20 protein-coding genes are annotated in these 19,568 nt (G+C 64.5%); 13 read left to right on the top strand and 7 right to left on the bottom strand.

Going from position 1 to position 19,568, the window contains the following annotated elements:
* Positions 1–13: 13 nt before the first annotated feature.
* Complete coding sequence (trpS, locus tag ABT392_RS08945; RefSeq protein WP_334276513.1) at positions 14–1,033, bottom strand: tryptophan--tRNA ligase; 1,020 nt, start codon at positions 1,031–1,033, stop codon at positions 14–16.
* 50 nt (positions 1,034–1,083) lie between these two features.
* On the opposite strand from trpS, the gene purN reads away from it, so the two are divergent.
* A complete protein-coding gene (purN, locus tag ABT392_RS08940) occupies positions 1,084–1,722 on the top strand; it encodes a phosphoribosylglycinamide formyltransferase (protein ID WP_395385984.1) in 639 nt (212 codons plus the stop codon).
* Between the two features lie 3 nt (positions 1,723–1,725).
* Here purN and ABT392_RS08935 read toward each other — a convergent pair whose 3' ends face one another.
* Both ABT392_RS08935 and ABT392_RS08930 read right to left on the bottom strand, forming a co-directional pair.
* A complete protein-coding gene (locus ABT392_RS08935) occupies positions 1,726–2,376 on the bottom strand; it encodes a DUF1345 domain-containing protein (RefSeq protein ID WP_395385985.1) in 651 nt (216 codons plus the stop codon).
* A complete protein-coding gene (locus ABT392_RS08930; protein WP_395385986.1) occupies positions 2,373–2,612 on the bottom strand; it encodes a DUF1653 domain-containing protein in 240 nt (79 codons plus the stop codon). Before ABT392_RS08930 ends, ABT392_RS08935 begins: the two co-directional genes overlap by 4 nt.
* A gap of 46 nt (positions 2,613–2,658) precedes the next feature.
* On the opposite strand from ABT392_RS08930, the gene ABT392_RS08925 reads away from it, so the two are divergent.
* From ABT392_RS08925 to ABT392_RS08915, 3 genes are all read left to right on the top strand, one after another.
* Complete coding sequence (locus tag ABT392_RS08925; protein ID WP_395385987.1) at positions 2,659–3,918, top strand: RsmB/NOP family class I SAM-dependent RNA methyltransferase; 1,260 nt, start codon at positions 2,659–2,661, stop codon at positions 3,916–3,918.
* A gap of 153 nt (positions 3,919–4,071) precedes the next feature.
* On the top strand, positions 4,072–5,292 hold the full coding sequence (locus ABT392_RS08920; RefSeq protein WP_334276519.1) for a DesA family fatty acid desaturase: 1,221 nt from the start codon (positions 4,072–4,074) through the stop codon (positions 5,290–5,292).
* A 104-nt stretch (positions 5,293–5,396) separates the two neighbouring features.
* Positions 5,397–5,894: a DUF3016 domain-containing protein gene (locus ABT392_RS08915; protein ID WP_395385988.1), complete on the top strand. Its 498-nt coding sequence runs from the start codon at positions 5,397–5,399 to the stop codon at positions 5,892–5,894.
* A 76-nt stretch (positions 5,895–5,970) separates the two neighbouring features.
* On the opposite strand, the gene rpmG is transcribed toward ABT392_RS08915, so the two are convergent.
* The 3 genes from rpmG to trxB form a co-directional block, all read right to left on the bottom strand.
* A complete protein-coding gene (rpmG, locus tag ABT392_RS08910; protein ID WP_282823100.1) occupies positions 5,971–6,141 on the bottom strand; it encodes a 50S ribosomal protein L33 in 171 nt (56 codons plus the stop codon).
* A 29-nt stretch (positions 6,142–6,170) separates the two neighbouring features.
* Positions 6,171–6,404 carry a 50S ribosomal protein L28 gene (gene rpmB / locus ABT392_RS08905; RefSeq protein WP_268153841.1) on the bottom strand — a complete coding sequence of 78 codons (234 nt, stop codon included), beginning with the start codon at positions 6,402–6,404 and terminating at the stop codon, positions 6,171–6,173.
* Positions 6,405–6,612: 208 nt separating this feature from the next.
* Positions 6,613–7,572: a thioredoxin-disulfide reductase gene (gene trxB / locus ABT392_RS08900; protein WP_334276521.1), complete on the bottom strand. Its 960-nt coding sequence runs from the start codon at positions 7,570–7,572 to the stop codon at positions 6,613–6,615.
* 178 nt (positions 7,573–7,750) lie between these two features.
* Between trxB and ABT392_RS08895 the strand changes: the two genes are divergently transcribed.
* From ABT392_RS08895 to ABT392_RS08855, 9 genes are all read left to right on the top strand, one after another.
* Positions 7,751–8,419 (top strand): Crp/Fnr family transcriptional regulator, encoded by a 669-nt coding sequence (locus ABT392_RS08895; protein ID WP_282823098.1) that lies wholly within the window; start codon positions 7,751–7,753, stop codon positions 8,417–8,419.
* 60 nt (positions 8,420–8,479) lie between these two features.
* Positions 8,480–10,855 (top strand): DNA translocase FtsK, encoded by a 2,376-nt coding sequence (locus ABT392_RS08890; RefSeq protein WP_395385989.1) that lies wholly within the window; start codon positions 8,480–8,482, stop codon positions 10,853–10,855.
* Positions 10,855–11,475, top strand: a complete 621-nt coding sequence (gene lolA, locus ABT392_RS08885) for an outer membrane lipoprotein periplasmic chaperone LolA (RefSeq protein ID WP_334276522.1) — start codon at positions 10,855–10,857, stop codon at positions 11,473–11,475. The genes ABT392_RS08890 and lolA overlap by 1 nt, the downstream gene beginning before the upstream one ends.
* Before the next feature lie 30 nt (positions 11,476–11,505).
* The gene (locus tag ABT392_RS08880) at positions 11,506–13,188 is read left to right on the top strand and encodes a cation:proton antiporter domain-containing protein (protein ID WP_334276523.1); all 1,683 of its coding nucleotides are present in this window, start codon (positions 11,506–11,508) and stop codon (positions 13,186–13,188) included.
* Between the two features lie 27 nt (positions 13,189–13,215).
* Positions 13,216–14,523 (top strand): replication-associated recombination protein A, encoded by a 1,308-nt coding sequence (locus tag ABT392_RS08875; protein ID WP_334276524.1) that lies wholly within the window; start codon positions 13,216–13,218, stop codon positions 14,521–14,523.
* A 234-nt stretch (positions 14,524–14,757) separates the two neighbouring features.
* A complete protein-coding gene (locus ABT392_RS08870; protein WP_334276525.1) occupies positions 14,758–15,687 on the top strand; it encodes a branched-chain amino acid ABC transporter permease in 930 nt (309 codons plus the stop codon).
* Between the two features lie 13 nt (positions 15,688–15,700).
* Entirely contained in the window at positions 15,701–16,783 is a 1,083-nt protein-coding gene (locus ABT392_RS08865) for a branched-chain amino acid ABC transporter permease (protein ID WP_334276526.1), read from the top strand.
* 9 nt (positions 16,784–16,792) lie between these two features.
* Positions 16,793–17,575, top strand: coding sequence for an ABC transporter ATP-binding protein (locus ABT392_RS08860; RefSeq protein WP_334276528.1), 783 nt, complete (start codon positions 16,793–16,795; stop codon positions 17,573–17,575).
* A 16-nt stretch (positions 17,576–17,591) separates the two neighbouring features.
* On the top strand, positions 17,592–18,323 hold the full coding sequence (locus ABT392_RS08855) for an ABC transporter ATP-binding protein (protein WP_334276529.1): 732 nt from the start codon (positions 17,592–17,594) through the stop codon (positions 18,321–18,323).
* Between the two features lie 63 nt (positions 18,324–18,386).
* Here ABT392_RS08855 and ABT392_RS08850 read toward each other — a convergent pair whose 3' ends face one another.
* On the bottom strand, positions 18,387–19,493 hold the full coding sequence (locus ABT392_RS08850) for a Leu/Phe/Val dehydrogenase (protein WP_334276530.1): 1,107 nt from the start codon (positions 19,491–19,493) through the stop codon (positions 18,387–18,389).
* Between the last annotated feature and the right edge of the window lie 75 nt (positions 19,494–19,568).

The raw sequence follows: 19,568 nt of genomic DNA, 5'->3' as shown, positions 1-19,568 counted from the left end.
CTTGAGGTCGTATTCAGTAGGCCAGGCCGATGGCGCCGCGCACCTCGCGCAGTGTCTTGCGGGCGACGGCACGGGCCCGCTCGGTGCCGACTTCGACGATCCAGTGCACCTTTTTTGGATCGGCCAGCAGCTCCTGCGCACGCTCGCGCCAGGGGGCCTGTTCCTTCTGGATGGCTTCGATCAAGGGGCGCTTGCAATCCAGGCAGCCGATGCCGGCCGTCTTGCAAGCTTGCTGCACCCAGGCGCGCGTGTCGCCGTCCGAATAGACCTGGTGCAAGGGCCAGACCGGGCAGTGCGCCGGATCGCCCGGGTCGCCTCGACGCACGCGCTGCGGGTCCGTCGGCATGGTGTTGATCTTGCTCTCGACCACCTCCGGCGTGTCGCGCATTGCAATCGCGTTGCCGGCGCTCTTGCTCATCTTCTGGCCGTCAAGGCCGGTGAGGCGCGAAGTCTCGGTGAGCAGCGCTTGCGGCTCGGGCAGGATGGGCGCGTCGGGGCTGTAGATGCGGTTGAAGCGGCGCGCCACTTCTCGCGTGACCTCCACATGCGAAGTCTGGTCTTCACCGACCGGCACACCGGCGGCCTTGTAGATCAGAATGTCAGCCGCCTGCAAGAGCGGGTAGCCGAGGAAGCCATAGGTCGCAAGCTCACGGTTCCTTTCAACCTGGTCCTTGTAGCTCGGGATGCGCTCCAGCCAGGAGGAGGGCGTGCTCATCGCGAGCAGCGTGAACAGCTCGGCATGCTCGGGCATGCGGCTCTGGATGAAGAGCGTGGCCTGCTCAGGATCGATACCGGCGGCCAGCCAGTCCACCACCATGTCGTAGACATTGCGCTCGATGTCTTCACGCTGCTGGTAGTGCGTGGTCAGGGCGTGCCAGTCGGCCACGAAGAAGAAGCAGTCATGCGTGCTCTGCAGCCGCAGCCAGTTCTTCAAGGCGCCGTGGTAGTGGCCGAGGTGCAGGGCACCGGTCGGACGCATGCCGGAGAGCACGCGCTCCCGGGTCTGGCTGGGGGTGTTTGCTGAAGCACTCATGGCTGGCTTTGGAGGGGGAGCGGCATTGTAGGCAGCTACACTGCCGGCCGATGAAACGCATAGTCATTCTGATCTCGGGCCGAGGGTCAAACATGGAGGCCATCGTGCGCGCACGGGCTGCCGAGCAGTGGCCTGCCGAGATCGCGGCCGTCATCAGCAACCGGCCCGATGCGGCAGGCCTGGCCTTCGCCCAGTCGCATGGCATTGCCACGGCCGTGGTGGACCACAAGGCATTCGGCCCTGGCCAGCCGGGCCGCGAGGCCTTCGACGCCGAGCTGCAGCGGGTGATCGACGGCTTCGCGCCGGATCTGGTCGTGCTGGCAGGCTTCATGCGTATCCTCACGCCGGGCTTCACCGTGCACTATGCGGAGCGCATGCTCAACATCCATCCCTCGCTCCTGCCGGCCTTCACCGGCCTGCACACGCACAAACGAGCCATCGAGATGGGCTGCAAGTTTTCCGGTGCCACGGTGCACTTCGTCACCGCCGAGCTGGACCATGGCGCCATCGTGGCGCAGGCCGTGGTGCCGGTGCAGCCAGGGGATGATGAAGCAAGCTTGTCGGCGCGCGTGCTGAAGCTTGAGCACCGCATGTATCCGAGCGCGGTGCGCTGGTTCGTCGAGGGCCAGTTGGCCATCGAGAACGGCGTCGTGCGCCAGTTGGCCGGCGAAGCGCAGTCCTTCAGCTGACCTTCAGCTGATCAGACTGGCCAGGATGTTGATCGTCAGGGCCAGCACGCCGGTGTTGAAGACAAAGGAAAGCACGGCCTGGACCAGCACCAGGCGTCGCATCGGGCGGGCGCTGACGGCCACGTCCGAAGTTTGCGAGGTCGCTGCCAGCGTGACCGAGAAATAGAGAAAGTCGCTGAAGTCCGGCATCTTGTCGTTGCCCGGGAATTCAAGCCCGTGGGGCGCGGCACCGCGGTGATAGAGGCTGGCATAGGCCAGCGCGAACTCGGCCGGCAGAAGGAGCCAGGAACCGGACACGGTAGCAACGGCAAGCAACAGGTAGGGCCAGCCATCGACGACCGACACGCCATGGCGGAACTGCGACAACTCCAGCGCGATCGCCGCCAGGCTGGCCAGTGCGCCAATGACGGCCAGCAGCAGCACGGCCACCACGCCGTCCGCCTGTGCCAGCGCGCGCTGCTTCAAGTGATGGGCATCGGCCCGGTGCATCAAGAGGAAGACCAGCAGCAGGTAGAGCCAGACGCCGCTGGTCCAGCCCAGCAGCAGACGGGTGATGGTGGGCAAGGGCGCCGGCAACAGCAAGACCAGCGCCAGCCCGGCGCCGATGGCGCTCAGGAGGCGAGGGCGCAGGCGCAGCTGATGAAACAGGCTCATGCAGACCCGATTCGGGTGAAGCGCAGCGCTTCGATGCCGTCGATCTCCAGCGTGCCGAAGAACATCGAATGCGGCCGCACCCACAGCCCGCTGGCGTTGTACAGCGGCTTGTAGACCACCAACGGCTCCAGCGTTTCACTGTGCCGTGCCACGCCGATGACCTCGTATTCACCGCCCTTGTAGTGGCGATAGAGGCCGGTGGGCGTGTCGGGCAGGGGTGAAAGATCGTCGCTCATTCAGGCAGGTCGCGACCGACAAGGGCCGGGCAGGGATAATCGGGCCATGCATCCTAATGCCCTTCTCGACATGTGCTGCGAGCTCCTGCGCGGCGTCCTCAAACTCGACGCGCCGGCCGACATGGTCGTCTCGGCCTATTTCCGCAAGAACAAGACCCTGGGCCAGCGCGAGCGCCACACGCTCGCCGAGACGGTCTACACCGTGCTGCGCCAGCGCCTGCTGCTGCAGCACCTGGCCCAGTCCGGCAGTGGCCCGATGGAGCGCCGCCTGGCGCTCCTGGCCTGGCAGGGCAGCGAAGTCTTTCTGCGTGGCGCCCTGAGCGAGCCGGAGCAGCGCTGGCTCGACCAGATGGCCACCATCGACCGCAGCGCGCTCGCGCCCAAGCTGCGCCACAACCTGCCCGACTGGCTGGCCGAGCCGCTGCTCAAGCGGCTGGGTCAGGAGGGTTTCGACGGCCTCGTCCAGAGCATGAATCAGGCGGCGCCGCTGGACCTGCGCGTCAATGCCTTGAAGCTCAAGCGCGAGGAAGCCCAGGAGCAATTGACGAAGAACGGCATCGTCACCACCACCACGCCTTTCTCCCCCTGGGGCCTGCGGGCCGAAGGCAAGCCGGCTCTGAGCAAGCTGGAGATCTTCATCAACGGCGGCGTCGAGGTGCAGGACGAAGGCAGTCAACTGCTGGCGCTCCTGCTGGATGCGAAGCGCAGCGAGATGGTGGTGGACTTCTGCGCCGGCGCCGGCGGCAAGACCCTGGCCATTGGCGCTGCGATGCGCAACACCGGCCGGCTCTATGCCTTTGACGTCTCGGGTCACCGGCTCGACAACCTGAAGCCCCGTCTGGCGCGCAGTGGCTTGTCCAACGTCTACCCGGCGCAGATTTCCCATGAGCGCGATGAGCGCATCAAGCGCCTGTCGGGCAAGATTGACCGCGTGCTGGTCGACGCGCCTTGCTCGGGCCTTGGCACGCTGCGCCGCAACCCGGACCTGAAATGGCGCCAGTCGCCGCAGGCAATTGCCGAGCTGCAAGCCAAGCAGACCGCCATCCTGGACAGCGCAGCCCGCCTGCTCAAGCCCGGCGGCCGGCTGGTCTACGCAACCTGTAGCCTGCTGGACGAGGAAAACGAAGGCATTGCGCGTGCCTTCACCGAATCGCACCCGGACTTCGTCTTCCAGCCGGCCGCTGAACTGCTGGCCAAAGCCCAGGTTGCCGACGCCGAAAAGCTGTGCAGCGAGGGCTATCTGCGGCTCTGGCCGCATGTGCACCAGACCGATGGTTTCTTCGCTGCGGTCTGGACCAAGCGCTGAAGAGTTGCCGACTGTTCACGCTGGCGGCCGGCAATTGTTTTGACTTGATCTCTCTCAAGAGATCCGCAGGTTCGCATGCTCGGCGATTTAGAGCACCTCGCCTACAATCCGCGCTACATATTTCGCCCGTCGTTGGGTAAAGGTTTGGACTGAATGAATGAGTTGTTGATTGTTCGCGACGCCCTCGTGCAATGGCTGGGCTACGGCCTGCTGGATGCCAGCGTTTGGCAGATCGTTGGCTATACCCTGGTCCTGACCCATTTCACGATTCTGGGCGTGACCATCTTTCTGCACCGTGCGCAGTCGCACCGTGCGCTGGAGCTGGGCCCCATCCCTTCGCACTTCTTCCGTTTCTGGCTGTGGCTGACCACGGGCATGGTGACCAAGGAATTCGTCGCCATCCACCGCAAGCATCACGCCAAGTGCGAAACCGAGGAAGACCCGCACAGCCCGCAGACCCGCGGCCTGAAGGCTCTGTTGTTGACCGGTGTCGAGTTGTACCGGGCCGAATCCAAGAACATGGAGACCATGGCCAAGTACGGCACAGGCACGCCTGACGACTGGATCGAGCGCAATCTGTACACCCGCTTCTCCTGGCAGGGTGTGGGTCTGATGCTGATCATCAACCTGACGCTGTTTGGTGCCATCGGCGCCACCATCTGGGCGATCCAGATGGCCTGGATCCCGGTCTGGGCGACCGGCGTGATCAACGGCATCGGGCACTACTGGGGCTATCGCAATTTCGAGGCGCCCGATGCATCGCGCAATGTCTCGCCCTGGGGCATCCTGATCGGCGGTGAAGAGCTGCACAACAACCACCACACCTATCCGGTGTCGGCCAAGTTCTCGGTCAAGCCTTTCGAGTTCGACATCGGCTGGGGCTACATCCGCGCCATGGAAATGATCGGCTGGGCCAAGGTTCGCAAGACCGCGCCCAAGCTGCAGCTCGGCGAGATCAAGCCGGCGGACAAGCAGACGCTGGAGGCCTTGATCGCCAATCGCTATGAGGTGATGGCCGCCTATGGCCGTGGCCTCAAGGCAGCTTGCGCTGGCGAGCTGGCCAAGCTGAAGGCGCAAGGTGAGCAGCACAGCGCCAAGTGGGCCCAGTTCAAGCTGGCCAAGCGCTGGCTGCACCGCGACACCGATTTCATTCCGGCCGATTTCATGGCTGATATCGACGGTGCCCGTGCTGCCAGCCCGGTGCTGGACAAGCTGGTGTCGATGCGTGAAGAGCTGCGCCAGATGTGGACGCGCACCAATGTCTCGGCCGAGCAGCTGGTGGCGGATCTGCAGGCCTGGTGCCGCAAGGCCGAAGAAAGCGGCATCGCCGAACTGCGTGCCTTCTCGATGAGCTTGCGCGCCGCCCGGGCCTGAGTTTTTCCGGAGCGTTAACGCAAGTAAAAGGCGCCGCGAGTCGGCGCCTTTTTCATGGCGGCTGCCTATACTTTGGCTGTCTGCATGAAGCCAAGGAGGGCCCCATGAACGTCAAGCTGATTCTCAAGCCATTGCTGCTTGCCGGCCTGCTGGTCGCCGCAAGCGCCCAGGCGGCCGTGACCGTCAAGTTCGTCAAGTCGGAGGGCTTTGCCGACATCGGCCGCTGGAGCGGTCGTCCCGATGAAACGCTCAAGCTGATCGAAGGGCACCTGGTGGCCCAGGCCTCCAAGTTTGTGAGCGGTTCGCAGGACCTGGTGATCGAAGTGACTGACATCAATCTGGCCGGTGAAGAAGAGCCCGTTGGCCGGCGCATGGACAATCTGCGGGTGATGCGCCAGGTCACGATCCCGACCATGGACCTGACTTACAAGCTCAGCGAGGGCGGCAAGGTGGTCAAGGAAGGCAAGTCGCATGTGGCGGACATGAGCTACATGGAGCGCTTCAATCGCTATTCGCCGGGCGACCAGCTTCGTTTCGAAAAGCGCATGCTGGACAACTGGTTCAAGGACGAGTTCGGCAAGACGGTGACGGCTGCTCGCTGATTGCCGTTTTCCAAGCGCCCAAAGAAAAACCCGCCATCGGCGGGTTTTTTCTTCAGGCTTGAAGCGCCAGGCTGAATTACTTCAGCTTGGTTTCCTTGTACAGGACGTGCTTGCGGGCCTTGGGGTCGAACTTCATGAATTCGAGCTTTTCGGGCGTCGTCTTCTTGTTCTTGTTCGTGGTGTAGAAATGACCGGTGCCGGCTGTGGATTCCAGCTTGATCTTGTCGCGTCCGCCTTTGGATGCCATGGTAGTTCTCCTTGTTTCCTAGTGGACGATTACAGCTCGCCCTTGGCGCGCAGATCGGCAACGACTTGGTCGATACCGACCTTGTCGATCAAACGCAGAGCGGCGTTGCTGATGCGCAGACGCACCCAACGGTTTTCGCTCTCCACGAAGAAGCGGCGATATTGCAGGTTCGGCAGGAACCGACGCTTGGTTTTGTTGTTGGCATGGGAAACATTGTTTCCGACCATGGGCTTCTTGCCCGTGACTTGACAGACGCGTGCCATTGACGCTTCTCCGGTTTGATGTCTTTCTACCCAGTCGCATCGTCGTTCGACGTTGCGACCACATGATCGCTCTATGCCTGCTAAACCCGTTCAGCCGCTACTTGCGGTCTGCAAGCAGCGTTGCTGGGCGAGGGCGATCCATCCAGCAGGCAAGCCCGCGATTGTGCCACACAAATGCGGGAATACCCAAAGGGCGGACCGGGCGCGATCAACTGCCTGCGTTTTCCAGGTAGCGCTGCGCGTCAAGCGCGGCCATGCAGCCGGTGCCGGCGCTGGTGATGGCCTGGCGGTAGACATGGTCCTGCACGTCGCCGGCGGCGAACACGCCTGGCACGCTGGTCATCGTCGCGAAGCCGTTCAGGCCGCTCTTGGTGACGATATAGCCGTCCTTCATCTCCAGCTGGCCCTTGAAGATGTCGGTGTTGGGCTGGTGGCCGATGGCGATGAAGCAACCTTGCAGCTTGAGCTCGGTGGTCGAGCCGTCATTCGTGCTCTTGATGCGCACGCCGGTGACGCCGCTTTGGTCGCCCAGCACTTCCTCCAGGGTGTTGAAGGTGTGCATCACCATCTTGCCCTCGGCGACCTTGGCCATCATCTTGTCGACGAGGATGGGCTCGGCGCGGAACTTGTCGCGGCGGTGGATCACGTGCACCTTGCTGGCGATATTGCTCAGGTACAGCGCTTCTTCGACAGCCGTGTTGCCGCCGCCGACCACGCAGACTTCCTGGCCACGATAGAAGAAGCCGTCGCAGGTCGCACAACCGCTGACGCCACGGCCCATGAATGATTCTTCAGACGGCAGGCCAAGGTACTTGGCCGAGGCGCCGGTGGCGATGATGAGGGCATCGCAGCTGTAAGTGCCGCTGTCACCCTTCAGTGTGAACGGGCGCTTGGAGAAATCGACCTCGTTGATGTGGTCGAACACCATCTGCGTGTTGAAGCGCTCGGCATGCTCCTGGAAGCGTTGCATCAGCTCCGGACCCTGCACGCCCATCACATCGGCCGGCCAGTTGTCGACCTCGGTGGTCGTCATCAATTGACCCCCTTGCGCGATGCCGGTGATCAGCGTGGGCTGCAGGTTGGCGCGCGCAGCATAGATCGCAGCCGTGTAGCCGGCGGGGCCGGAACCGAGGATCAGCAGCTTGTGATGTTGGTTGGTCTGGGTCATGGAATGTCTAGATAGGGTTGCTCGCAACGCACACAAGTGGTGTCGGCCGGCGCTTATACGGCCTAAACCCTATGTGAATGCGTGAACCAGTTGGCACAATGCGCCCATTTTAGGCTGCGACCCTTGCCCGAACCTGAGCAAGGTCATCGCTCAATCATCCAACCCGGAGGCTTTTCATATGGCGATGCTGTCGAACCTGGACCTGATCCGCAGGGTGCCCCTGTTCTCTCTGCTGACCACCGATCAGGCCCAGTCGATTGCCGACAGCGTGGTCAAGCGCCGCTTCAAGCGCGGCGAGGTCATTGTCGAGCAAGGCACCAAATCCAATGCGCTGTTCATTCTCTTGAATGGCCGCGCCCGCGTGCTGACGGCAGACAGCCGTGGTCGCGAGGTCATCCTGGCTGTGCTTCAGCCCGGCGACTACGTGGGCGAAATGAGCCTGATCGACAACGAGCCACATTCGGCCACCGTCCGTGCCGAAGTGCAGACCGACATGCTGGTGCTGGGCCGCATGGAGTTTTCGCGCTGCCTGCCTGAGAGCAGCAGCCTGTCCTACGCCATCCTGCGTGGCCTGGTGGCCCGCCTGCGCAACGCCGACCGCCAGATCGAGTCGCTTGCGCTGCTCGACGTGTACGGCCGCGTCGCTCGCACGCTGCTGGACATGGCCGAGGAGGAGAAGGGCATCAAGATCATCCGCGGCAAGGTTTCTCGCCAGGACATGGCCAAGGTCGTCGGCGCCTCGCGCGAGATGGTCAGCCGCGTCATGAAGGACCTGGAAGACAAGGGCGTGATCGAGACGCTGGAGAACGGCTCCGTCGTCATCAAGGAACGCCTGCAGCACGATTGATGGCGGCGCATCGGAGGCCTCCCGGGAGGGAGGCCCTGATTCATGCGCCACAATGGCGGCATGAGCTTCCCATTAGGTTCGTTGCTGGGTGGCGGCGACGCTGCGCCGGCCGCTGACAAGGTTTACAAACGCCAAGGAAAAAAGCCTGCGCCAGCACCCGCGCCGGCGGCGCACCCGATGCGCACGCCGCTGTGGCTGATCGCTGGCGCCATCCTTTGGTGTCTGGCCCTGCTGGCCCTGGTCAGCCATGACCGCGCGGACGCCGCTTTCTCGATTTCAGGCAGCCGCGAGCTGTTCGCCAACCGCGTCGGCGCGCTCGGCGCCTGGTTCTCCGACCTCCTGTTCTTTTGCTTCGGCTATTCGGCCTGGTGGCTGATGCTGGCCGCCTTGCGGCTGTGGCTGGGCTCGCTGGCCCGGGTGCTGCGCGCGCAGGAGGCAACACCTGCCCCCGAACATCCGATGCGGGGTGTCGGCCTGTTTGCATTGGGCCTGGTGCTCCTGATCTCTGCCAGCTGTGCGCTGGAATGGACCCGCCTCTACGGTTGGGAGCCGCGCCTGCCCGGCCATGCCGGCGGCGTCTGGGGCTACGTCTTGGGCCCCTGGAGCATGAAGGCGCTGGGCTTTGCCGGCTCCGGCGTGGTCTGGATCGCATTGCTGCTGGTCGGTGCCTCACTGGCCCTGAAGTTCTCCTGGCTGAACCTGGCCGAGCAGCTCGGCACCTGGATCGAGGGCCTGCGCGAACGCCGCCAGGAGCGCCGCGAGATGGCCGAAGACCAGAAGGTCGGCGAGCAGGCGGTGCTGGAGCGCAAGCAGGTGGTTGAGGTGGAGCGCGAGCGCGAAGTGATCGCTGAGCACGTGCCCATCGTCATCGAGGCGCCGGTCATCGAAGTGCCCAAGTCCACCCGTGTGGCCAAAGAGCGCCAGAAGACGCTGTTCAGCGACCCGGCCGACACCAAGCTGCCCCAGGTCGATCTGCTCGATGCGGCGCCGCTGCGCGTGGAGTCGGTGACGCCCGAGTCGCTGGAGATGACCTCGCGCATGATCGAGAAAAAGCTGCGCGACTTCGGCGTCGAGGTGCGCGTGGTGGCAGCCTCGCCAGGCCCGGTGATCACCCGTTACGAAATCGAACCAGCCACCGGCGTCAAGGGCTCGCAGATCGTCAACCTGGCCAAGGACCTGGCGCGTTCCCTGAGTCTCGTGAGCATCCGCGTGGTCGAGACCATTCCTGGCAAGAACTTCATGGCGCTGGAGCTGCCCAATGCGCGGCGCCAGACCATCCGCCTGTCCGAGATCCTCGGCTCGCAGGTCTATGCCGATGCGTCCTCCTTGCTCACCATGGCCCTGGGCAAGGACATCATCGGCGCGCCCATGGTGGCCGACCTCGCCAAGATGCCGCACTGCCTGGTCGCCGGTACCACCGGCTCCGGCAAGTCGGTCGGCATCAACGCGATGATCCTGTCGTTGCTCTACAAGGCCGAGGCGCGCGACGTGCGGCTGATCATGATCGACCCCAAGATGCTTGAAATGAGCGTCTACGAAGGCATCCCGCATCTGCTGGCGCCGGTCGTGACCGACATGAAGCAGGCCGCCAACGCGCTCAACTGGTGCGTTGGCGAAATGGAGCGGCGCTACAAGCTGATGTCCAAGATGGGCGTGCGCAACCTGGCCGGCTACAACAAGAAGATCGACGAGGCCACGGAGCGCGGCGACAAGATTGGCAACCCCTTCAGCCTCACGCCCGAGGAGCCGGAACCGCTGGAGCGCCTGCCGCACATCGTGGTCGTGATCGACGAACTGGCCGACCTGATGATGGTGGTCGGCAAGAAGATCGAAGAGCTGATCGCCCGCCTCGCGCAGAAGGCCCGTGCGGCCGGCATCCACCTGATCCTGGCCACGCAGCGCCCGTCGGTGGACGTGATCACCGGCCTGATCAAGGCCAACATCCCGACGCGCCTGTCCTTCCAGGTCAGCTCCAAGATCGACAGCCGCACCATCCTCGACCAGATGGGCGCCGAAGCGCTGCTGGGTATGGGTGACATGCTCTACATGGCGTCGGGCACGGGCCTGCCGATCCGCGTGCATGGCGCCTTTGTCAGCGACGACGAGGTGCATCGCGTCGTCGAATACCTGAAGGCGCAGGGCGGCGAGCCGAACTACATCGAAGGCATCCTCGAAGGCGGCGTGCTGGAAGGCGGCGAGGGCGGTGAAGCGCCGGCGCCAGGCCAGTCTGACGGCGAGGCCGACCCGATGTACGACCAGGCTGTGGCCATCGTGCTGCAGCACAAGCGCGCCTCGATCTCGCTGGTCCAGCGCCATCTGCGCATCGGCTACAACCGCGCGGCGCGCCTCCTGGAACAGATGGAGAAGTCGGGCCTGGTCGGTTCCATGAACACAAATGGCAGCCGCGACCTGATCGTGCCGCGGCGCGAGGAATGATGAAGAAGCTGCTCAGAAAAATCTTGGCCCTTGCGGCGCTGTCCTTGCTCGCCGCCGCAGCGCAAGCCGATTCGGTCGATGTGCTCAACAGCTTCCTGAAGGATGTGAAGAGCGGCCGTGCCAGTTTCACGCAGACAGTCACTTCGCCAGACGGCAAGCGCACCAAGAAGTCTTCCGGCAGCTTCGAGTTCCAGCGGCCCAACCAGTTCCGCTTCGTCTACCTGAAACCTTTCGAGCAGACCATCGTGGCCGATGGCCAGAAGGTCTGGATCTTCGACCCCGACCTGAACCAGGCCAGCAGCCGCAAGATCGACCAGGCGCTGGGCGCCACGCCGGCAGCCCTGCTCGCAGGCGGCAATGTCGCACGCGATTTCATTCTCAAGGCCCAGGCCAGCGACAAGGGGCTTGACTGGGTGCTGGCAACGCCGCGCCAGGCTGAGGGCAGCATCCAGAACCTGCGCATTGCCTTCAAGAGCGGCGAGCTGGCGGCCATCGAGATCGTCGATGCTTTTGGCCAGAAGTCGCTGCTTGAATTTGCCGGCGTCGTTGCCAACCCGAGCATCCCGGCCGAGCAGTTCCGCTTCAAGCTGCCCGCCGGTGCCGACCTGATCGAACAATGACGCATCCACCCGCAAGGAGCCCTGGCGACGATGCCCCATGACGTCAGCCTGATAGCCACCCTGGCCGCCGGTTTCGGCCTGGCCCTGATCTTCGGATTCGCCGCCCTGAAGCTGCGATTGCCGCCCCTGGTTGGCTATCTGCTCGCTGGCGTGCTGATAGGGCCGGCCACGCCCGGCTTTGTGGCCGACATGGCCCTGGCCAGCCAGCTGTCCGAGATCGGGGTGATGCTCCTGATGTTTGGCGTTGGCCTGCATTTCTCCATGGGCGACCTGCTCTCGGTGAAGCGCATTGCCGTGCCGGGCGCGATTGTGCAGATTGCTGTGGCAACTGCCTTGGGGGCAGGTCTTGCCTGGGTTTGGGGTTGGGGCTTTGGCACAGCGCTGGTGTTCGGGCTGGCGCTCTCCGTTGCCAGCACCGTGGTGCTCCTGCGCGCGCTGGAGGACCGAGGCCTGCTCGAGACGGCCAATGGCCGCATCGCGGTGGGCTGGCTGGTCGTTGAAGACCTGGTGATGGTGCTCGTCTTGGTGCTCCTGCCGCCGATGGCCGGACTCCTGAGTGGAGAAGCGCTGGGCAGTGGCCTGGCGATGACGGTGCTCATCACGCTGTCAAAGGTCGGCGGCTTCATCGCGCTGATGCTGATCTTCGGCCGTCGCGCTCTGCCCAAGCTGCTGTTTGCGGTGGCACGCAGCGGCTCGCGTGAGCTGTTCACCTTGTGCGTGATCTCGGCAGCGGTGGGCGTGGCATTTGCCGCGGCCATGCTTTTCGATGTGTCGTTCGCGCTGGGCGCCTTCTTCGCCGGCATGATGCTGCGCGAGTCGGAATACAGCCACCGCGCGGCCGATGAATCGCTGCCGCTGCGAGACGCCTTCGCGGTGCTGTTCTTTGTGTCGGTCGGCATGCTGTTCGACCCACGGGTGCTGCTGGAAGAGCCAGTCAAGGTGCTGCTGGTCTCCGGCGTCATCATCGTGGGCAAGACGCTGGCGGCGCTGGCGCTGGTGCTGATGCTGCGCTACCCGCTCAACACGGCGCTCACCGTTGGCGCGAGCCTGGCGCAGATCGGCGAGTTCTCCTTCATCCTGATCGGCCTCGGGCGCAGTCTGGGGCTTGTGGATGCGCAAGTTCAAAGCCTGGTGCTCGCCGGTGCCTTGATCTCGATTGCGTTGAACTCGGTGCTGTTTTCGGCCATTGCTCCTGCGCAAGCCTGGATCCTTCGCCGCTCGGCGCTGGCCCGAAAGCTTGAACAGCGCGACGACCCGCTGGCTGAGCTGCCCACGAGTGTCGACCCGGCGCTGCTGCAAGGGCAGGTTGTGCTGGTCGGCCACGGTCGCGTGGGTGCACCCTTGGCGCAGATGCTGCGCGCCAAGGGCTTGGCGGTCGTCGTGGCCGAGCTCCAGCGCGAGCGTGTCGAGGTCTTGCGTGAGCAAGGCTTCCCCGCGGTCGTTGGCGATGCCAGCGAGTCGGCCGTCCTGATCCAGGCCCATATCGCGCGTGCCGCGATGCTGGTGGTGACTGCAGGCGACAGCATGCAGGCCAGCCGCATGTGCGACACCGCCCGCCAGCTCAACCCTTCGATCAAGGTGCTGCTGTGCGCGCGCAGCGAAGACGAGGCCAATCTCCTGCGCGAGAGCAATGTCGGCGAGGTGCTGCAGCCGGAACAGGCGCTGGCAGAGAGCCTTGGCCAGCGCGCGCTGGCGCAACTGGGCAAGCAGTGATGGCTCGAAGCCACCGAGGTAGCGGCAATGCGTGACCTGTTTTCCCAAGAACCCGCAGCGCCGCTGGCCGAGGCCCTGCGGCCCAGGACACTGGACGAAGTCGTCGGCCAGTCCCATCTGCTGGGCGCAGGCAGGCCGCTGCGGCTGGCATTCAAGTCGGGCAAGCCGCATTCGATGATCTTCTGGGGGCCGCCGGGCGTGGGCAAGACCACGCTGGCGCGCCTCACCGCGACAGCTTTCGAGTGCGAGTTCATCGCGCTCTCGGCCGTGTTCTCGGGCGTCAAGGACATCCGCGAAGCGATGGAAAAGGCCCAGCATTTCCTTTCGCAGGGCAAGCACACCATCCTGTTCGTGGACGAGATCCATCGCTTCAACAAGTCGCAGCAGGATGCGCTGCTGCCTCATGTGGAGTCGGGGCTCTTCACCTTCATCGGCGCCACCACCGAAAACCCGAGCTTCGAGGTCAATTCGGCACTGCTGTCACGAGCGCAGGTCTATGTGCTCAAGTCGCTGACGGACGAAGAGCTGCGGCAGCTCCTCCAGCGGGCGCAGGACAAGTTGCTGGGCCAACTGCACTTCGATGAGCAGGCGGTCAACACCATCATCGGCTACGCAGACGGCGATGCCCGTCGCTTCCTCAACCTGCTGGAGCAATGCAATACGGCAGCCGGGGCCGCAGGCATCACGGAGATCAATGCCGAGTTCATCAGCAATGCGTTGAGCCTCAATGCTCGCCGTTTCGACAAGGGCGGTGACAACTTCTACGACCAGATTTCGGCCCTGCACAAGTCGGTGCGTGGCTCGAATCCGGATGGCGCCCTTTACTGGCTGACGCGGATGCTCGATGGTGGTGCCGACCCCAGGTACCTGGCCCGGCGCATCGTGCGCATGGCCTGGGAAGACATCGGCCTGGCAGACCCGAGGGCGATGCAGATCGCCAACGACGCGGCCCTGACTTTCGAGCGCCTGGGCAGCCCGGAAGGCGAATTGGCCTTGGGCCAGGCCGTCATCTACCTGGCCGTGGCGGCCAAGAGCAATGCCGGTTACAACGCCTACAACGCAGCGCGTGCCTTCGTGAAGCAGGACAAGAGCCGCGAGGTGCCGGTACATCTGCGCAACGCGCCGACCAAGCTCATGAAGGAGCTGGGCTACGGCCATGAATACCGCTATGCGCACGACGAGCCGCATGCCTATGCGGCTGGCGAAACCTATCTGCCGGACGGCGTTGGCGAGCCGCGCTGGTACCAGCCGGTGCCGCGTGGCCTGGAGGTCAAGATCGGCGAGAAGCTTGCCTTTTTGCGCAAGCTCGATGAAGAGGCCGGCGAGGGCAACTGAAGATCAGCCGGCGCGGAGCGCCCCGGCATGGCCTTGACTGCGGGTTATCACCAGGTTTTGACGAACGGGATGGGTCTGTTGGCCTCCTACAATCCCGCTCGCCTGCAAGATTGAAGGCTGAGCTGGGCCCGCGCCATACACAAGACGCGGGCCTTTGTTTTAGTTAGGCCCGCAGGGCAAGCTTGTGAGAATCTGGGAGCTACCCCACAAGGGCGGCTCCATTGGGAGAGTTCGATGGATACCTTGATCCAGCAGGTCGTCAACGGCCTGGTGCTGGGCAGCATGTATGCCTTGGTGGCCCTGGGCTACACCATGGTGTACGGCATCATCAACCTGATCAATTTCGCCCATGGCGAAATCCTGATGGTGGGCGCCCTGGTGAGCTGGAGTGTGGTCGGCGCCTTGAGCGAGACCGGCATGCCCGGCTGGGCCATGATGGGCGTGGCGCTGTGCTGCGCCATAGTCATCTGCACCATCCTGAACTTCGTGATCGAGAAGATTGCCTACCGGCCGCTGCGCAATGCGCCGCGCCTGGCGCCGCTGATCACGGCCATGGGCATGTCGCTGCTCCTGCAGACGGTGGCCATGATCATCTGGAAGCCCAATCCCAAGGCTTTCCCGCAATTGCTGCCCGATGTGCATTACCAGGTCGCGGGTTCCACGGCCGTGATCACGCTGACGCAATGCGTGATCCTCGGGCTGACCGTGGCGATCCTGGCGGCGCTCCTGTGGCTGGTCAACAGCACCAAGCTGGGCCGCGCCATGCGCGCCACGGCCGAGAACCCGCGCGTGGCCTCGCTGATGGGCGTCAAGCCCGACTTCATCATCTCGACCACCTTTGTCATCGGCGCCGCGCTGGCTGCCGTGGCCGGCCTGATGCTGGCTGCAAAGGATGGCTCGGTCACCCACATGATGGGCTTCACGCCCGGCCTGAAGGCCTTCACGGCCGCGGTGCTGGGCGGCATCGGCAACCTGGCCGGGGCGATGCTTGGCGGACTGCTGCTGGGCCTGCTGGAGGCCATCGGCGGCAACTACCTGGGCGACATCACCGGCGACGTGCTGGGCAGCAACTATGTCGACATCTTTGCCTTCATGGCGCTGATCCTCGTGCTGACGCTGCGACCTTCGGGCTTGCTGGGCGAGCGCGTGGCGGACCGGGCCTGAGGAGCTGACGATCATGCAAACCAAGAACAAGTTTGTGCTCTATGCGGTGGTGGCCGTGGCCCTGCTGCTGATGCCGGGCATCTGCGCCTCGCTGGGCCTGGGCAACGGCCCGATGCGCATCATCGACCTCGCCCTGCTGTACGTGATGCTGGCCCTGGGCCTCAATATCGTGGTCGGCTATGCGGGCCTGCTGGACCTTGGCTACGTGGCCTTCTATGCGCTCGGTGCCTATATGTTCGGCCTGCTGGCGAGCCCGCAGTTGAGCCAGAACTTTGAAGCCTTTGCCGCCGCCTTCCCCAATGGCGTGCACATGCCGCTGTGGCTGCTGATACCGGCGGGCGCGGCGCTGGCGGCGCTGGCCGGCGTGCTGCTCGGCGCCCCGACGCTGAAGTTGCGCGGCGACTACCTCGCCATCGTGACCCTGGGCTTCGGCGAAATCATCCGGGTGTTCATGAACAACCTGGACAACGTCACCAACGGCCCGCGCGGCATCGGTGAGATCGACGGCATCCATTTCTGGGGCTACGACCTCAGCAAGCCGCTGGAGCTGATGGGCTTCACGGTGCCGCCGATCACGCAGTACTACTACCTGTTCCTGGCCCTGGTGCTGGCCAGCATCCTGATCTGCTACCGGCTCGAGACCTCGCGCATCGGCCGCGCCTGGATGGCGATCCGCGAAGACGAAATCGCGGCCAAGGCCATGGGCATCAACACCCGCAACATGAAGCTGCTGGCCTTCGGCATGGGGGCGACTTTCGGCGGCGTGGCCGGCTCGATGTTCGCGGCCTTCCAGGGCTTTGTCTCGCCCGAGTCCTTCAGCCTGCAGGAGTCGGTGATGATCGTCGCCATGGTCGTGCTGGGCGGCATCGGTCACATCCCGGGCGTGGTGCTGGGTGCGCTGCTGCTGGCGGCCCTGCCGGAAGTGCTGCGCTATGTGGCCGGCCCCTTGCAGGAGATGAGCGATGGCCGGCTTGATGCCGCCATCCTGCGCCAGCTCCTGATTGCACTGGCCATGATCGGCGTGATGCTGCTGCGTCCGCGAGGCCTGTGGCCTGCGCCCGAGCACGGCAAGGCCGCGCCCAAGGCTGCGAATTGAGGCGCTGAAATGACAACGACTACTGATTTCGTTCTGAACGTGAGCGGCGTCTCCAAGCGCTTCGGCGGCCTGCAGGCCTTGTCCGGCGTGGCGCTGAAGATCGGCCGCGGCCAGGTCTATGGCCTGATCGGCCCGAACGGCGCCGGCAAGACGACGTTCTTCAATGTGCTGACCGGCCTGTACACGCCGGACGCCGGCTCGTTCGAGCTGGGCGGCCAGGCCTACAAGCCGCAGGCCGTGCATCAGGTGGCCAAGGCCGGCATTGCCCGCACCTTCCAGAACATCCGCCTCTTTGCCGAGATGTCGGCACTCGAGAACGTGATGGTGGGCCGCCACGTGCGAAGCCAATCGGGCATCTTCGGCGCCATCTTCCGCACATCTGGCTTCAAGGCCGAGGAAGCGGCGATTGCCAAGCGCGCACAGGAACTGCTGGACTATGTGGGCATCGGCCACATGGCCGAATTCAAGGCCCGTACGCTGAGTTATGGCGATCAGCGCCGCCTGGAAATCGCCCGCGCGCTGGCCACTGATCCGCAACTGATTGCGCTCGACGAACCGGCTGCTGGCATGAACGCCACCGAGAAGGTCGTGCTGCGCGAGCTGATCGACCGCATCCGCAACGACGGCCGCACCATCCTCCTGATCGAGCACGACGTGAAGCTGGTGATGGGGCTGTGCGATCGCGTCACGGTGCTGGACTATGGCAAGCAGATCGCCGAAGGTACGCCCGCCGAAGTGCAGCGCAACGAGAAGGTCATCGAGGCCTATCTGGGTGCCCATGCGGCCCACTGACGAGAAGAAGAACAAGATGGCAGCAATTGACGAAGGCAACATCCTGCTCGCGGTGAGTGGGCTCAAGGTGGCCTATGGCGGCATCCAGGCTGTCAAGGGCGTGGATTTCGAGGTGCGGCAGGGCGAGCTGGTCAGCCTGATCGGTGCCAACGGCGCCGGCAAGTCCACCACCTTGAAGGCGATCACCGGCCTGCAGCCCAGCAACGCAGGCGAAGTTCGCTACATGGGGCGCGTGATCAAGGGCCAAGGCGCCTGGGACCTGGTCAAGCAGGGGCTGGTGATGGTGCCCGAGGGTCGTGGCACCTTCACGCGCATGACCATCACCGAGAACCTGCAGATGGGCGCCTACATCCGCAATGACAAGAAAGAAATCGAGGCCGACATCGAGAAGGTGTTCGCCTTGTTCCCGCGCCTGAAGGAGCGCCGCAAGCAACTGGCCGGCACCATGTCGGGCGGCGAGCAGCAGATGCTGGCCATGGGCCGCGCTCTGATGGCACGCCCCAAGCTCCTGCTGCTGGACGAACCCTCGATGGGCCTCTCGCCCATCATGGTCGACAAGATCTTCGAGGTGGTGAACGACATTCACCAGCAGGGCGTGACCGTGCTGCTCGTCGAACAGAACGCGAGCCGTGCGCTGCAGCTGGCCAACCGCGGCTATGTGATGGAGTCGGGCGAGGTGACGATGAGCGGTGCTGGCGAAGAGCTGCTCAACGACCCCAAGGTGCGGGCTGCATATCTGGGCGAATAAGTCGCCTCGGCACAAAAAGAAAGGCGGCCCGCAGGCCGCCTTTTTGTCGCCGACTGAATAGCTTCAGGCGGGCTTGACCAGCAGTGAGCGGGCCCAGGCGTCCGCCACGCGGCCCGGCGTCGAACCTTCGCTCTTCACGCGTTCCAGCAGCTCGGCCACGCGGTTGGCGATCAGGGCGACTTCGGCCATCACGGCGTTCTCTTCGCCTTCGCCGCGGTACTCGCGGGCCACGCTGATGATGCCGCCGGCATTCACGAGGTAGTCGGGCAGGTAGGTGATGCCGCGGGCTTGCAGCGCATCGCCGTCAGCGGCGGTGGCCAGCTGGTTGTTGGCAGCGCCAGCGATCAGCTTGGCCTTCAGCGTCGGAATTGACTGGATGTTCAGCGAGGCGCCCAGGGCGCAAGGCGCCAGCACGTCTACGTCGGCCGACAGGATTTCATTGATGCCCACGGCTTGCGCGCCTAGTTGCTCTTGAGCGCGCTGCACCTTGGCAGCGTCCACGTCGGCCACCACGAGCTTGGCGCCGGCCTTGTGCAGGTACTCGGCCAGATGCCAGCCCACGGCACCCAGGCCTTGCAGGGCGACGCGCACGCCTTCCAGCGACTCACGGCCCAGCACCAGCCGCGCGCCTCGCTCGATGGAGACGAACACGCCATAGGCGGTCTTGGGGCTCGGGTCACCACCGAAGGCGCCAGCGCGCGGAATGCCCGAGACGAATTGGGTGGTGGCCTGCATGCCCAGCATGTCGGCGGTCGTGGTGCCCACGTCTTCAGCGGTGATGTAGGCGCCTTCCAGCGACTGCACGGCGCGGCCGAAAGCGGCGAACAGCGCGGCACGGTCCTTGATGACGGCGGGCTTCAGGATTACGGCCTTGCCGCCGCCGAAGGGCAGATTGGCCAGCGCGTTCTTCAGGCTCATGCCTTGCGAGAGGCGCAGCGCGTCGTTCAGCGCGGCCAGTTCGTTGTCGTAGCTCCAGACGCGGCAGCCACCGAAGGCCGGGCCACGGGCGGTGCTGTGCACGGCCAGGATGGCCTTGAGGCCGGTCTCTTCATCGGCGGCCAGCAGCACGCGCTCATGCGGAGCCTGGTCGGGCAGGCCGAACAGCGAAGAGGGCAGGGAGGCGGTGGGCGCAGTTTGGAGCGCGCGGGCGAGGTCGGAGACGGCGTTCATGGTCGTGCTTGGCATTCGTGATGCGTTCGTGGAGCCAGCCGGGGAGGCCGGGCGGTATGCCGCTTGTGGCAGCGC

The sequence above is a fragment of the Paucibacter sp. JuS9 genome (assembly GCF_044043925.2).
Taxonomy (GTDB): Bacteria; Pseudomonadota; Gammaproteobacteria; order Burkholderiales; family Burkholderiaceae_C; genus JAUASW01.
Note: the sequence above shows the minus strand (reverse complement) of the source record. Positions and strands in the feature narration are given on the sequence as shown.

Bases quoted from the DNA above. Each gene is read 5' to 3' on its own strand.
- trpS (WP_334276513.1), bottom strand. From the start codon at position 1,033: ATGAGTGCTTCAGCAAACACCCCCAGCCAGACCCGGGAGCGCGTGCTC.
- ABT392_RS08925 (WP_395385987.1), top strand. From the start codon at position 2,659: ATGCATCCTAATGCCCTTCTCGACATGTGCTGCGAGCTCCTGCGCGGC.
- ABT392_RS08860 (WP_334276528.1), top strand. From the start codon at position 16,793: ATGACAACGACTACTGATTTCGTTCTGAACGTGAGCGGCGTCTCCAAG.
- ABT392_RS08935 (WP_395385985.1), bottom strand. From the start codon at position 2,376: ATGAGCCTGTTTCATCAGCTGCGCCTGCGCCCTCGCCTCCTGAGCGCC.
- rpmB (WP_268153841.1), bottom strand. From the start codon at position 6,404: ATGGCACGCGTCTGTCAAGTCACGGGCAAGAAGCCCATGGTCGGAAAC.
- ABT392_RS08880 (WP_334276523.1), top strand. From the start codon at position 11,506: ATGCCCCATGACGTCAGCCTGATAGCCACCCTGGCCGCCGGTTTCGGC.
- ABT392_RS08855 (WP_334276529.1), top strand. From the start codon at position 17,592: ATGGCAGCAATTGACGAAGGCAACATCCTGCTCGCGGTGAGTGGGCTC.
- ABT392_RS08915 (WP_395385988.1), top strand. From the start codon at position 5,397: ATGAACGTCAAGCTGATTCTCAAGCCATTGCTGCTTGCCGGCCTGCTG.
- purN (WP_395385984.1), top strand. From the start codon at position 1,084: ATGAAACGCATAGTCATTCTGATCTCGGGCCGAGGGTCAAACATGGAG.
- ABT392_RS08895 (WP_282823098.1), top strand. From the start codon at position 7,751: ATGGCGATGCTGTCGAACCTGGACCTGATCCGCAGGGTGCCCCTGTTC.
- trxB (WP_334276521.1), bottom strand. From the start codon at position 7,572: ATGACCCAGACCAACCAACATCACAAGCTGCTGATCCTCGGTTCCGGC.
- rpmG (WP_282823100.1), bottom strand. From the start codon at position 6,141: ATGGCATCCAAAGGCGGACGCGACAAGATCAAGCTGGAATCCACAGCC.
- ABT392_RS08920 (WP_334276519.1), top strand. From the start codon at position 4,072: ATGAATGAGTTGTTGATTGTTCGCGACGCCCTCGTGCAATGGCTGGGC.
- ABT392_RS08930 (WP_395385986.1), bottom strand. From the start codon at position 2,612: ATGAGCGACGATCTTTCACCCCTGCCCGACACGCCCACCGGCCTCTAT.
- lolA (WP_334276522.1), top strand. From the start codon at position 10,855: ATGAAGAAGCTGCTCAGAAAAATCTTGGCCCTTGCGGCGCTGTCCTTG.
- ABT392_RS08870 (WP_334276525.1), top strand. From the start codon at position 14,758: ATGGATACCTTGATCCAGCAGGTCGTCAACGGCCTGGTGCTGGGCAGC.
- ABT392_RS08890 (WP_395385989.1), top strand. From the start codon at position 8,480: ATGAGCTTCCCATTAGGTTCGTTGCTGGGTGGCGGCGACGCTGCGCCG.
- ABT392_RS08865 (WP_334276526.1), top strand. From the start codon at position 15,701: ATGCAAACCAAGAACAAGTTTGTGCTCTATGCGGTGGTGGCCGTGGCC.
- ABT392_RS08850 (WP_334276530.1), bottom strand. From the start codon at position 19,493: ATGAACGCCGTCTCCGACCTCGCCCGCGCGCTCCAAACTGCGCCCACC.
- ABT392_RS08875 (WP_334276524.1), top strand. From the start codon at position 13,216: ATGCGTGACCTGTTTTCCCAAGAACCCGCAGCGCCGCTGGCCGAGGCC.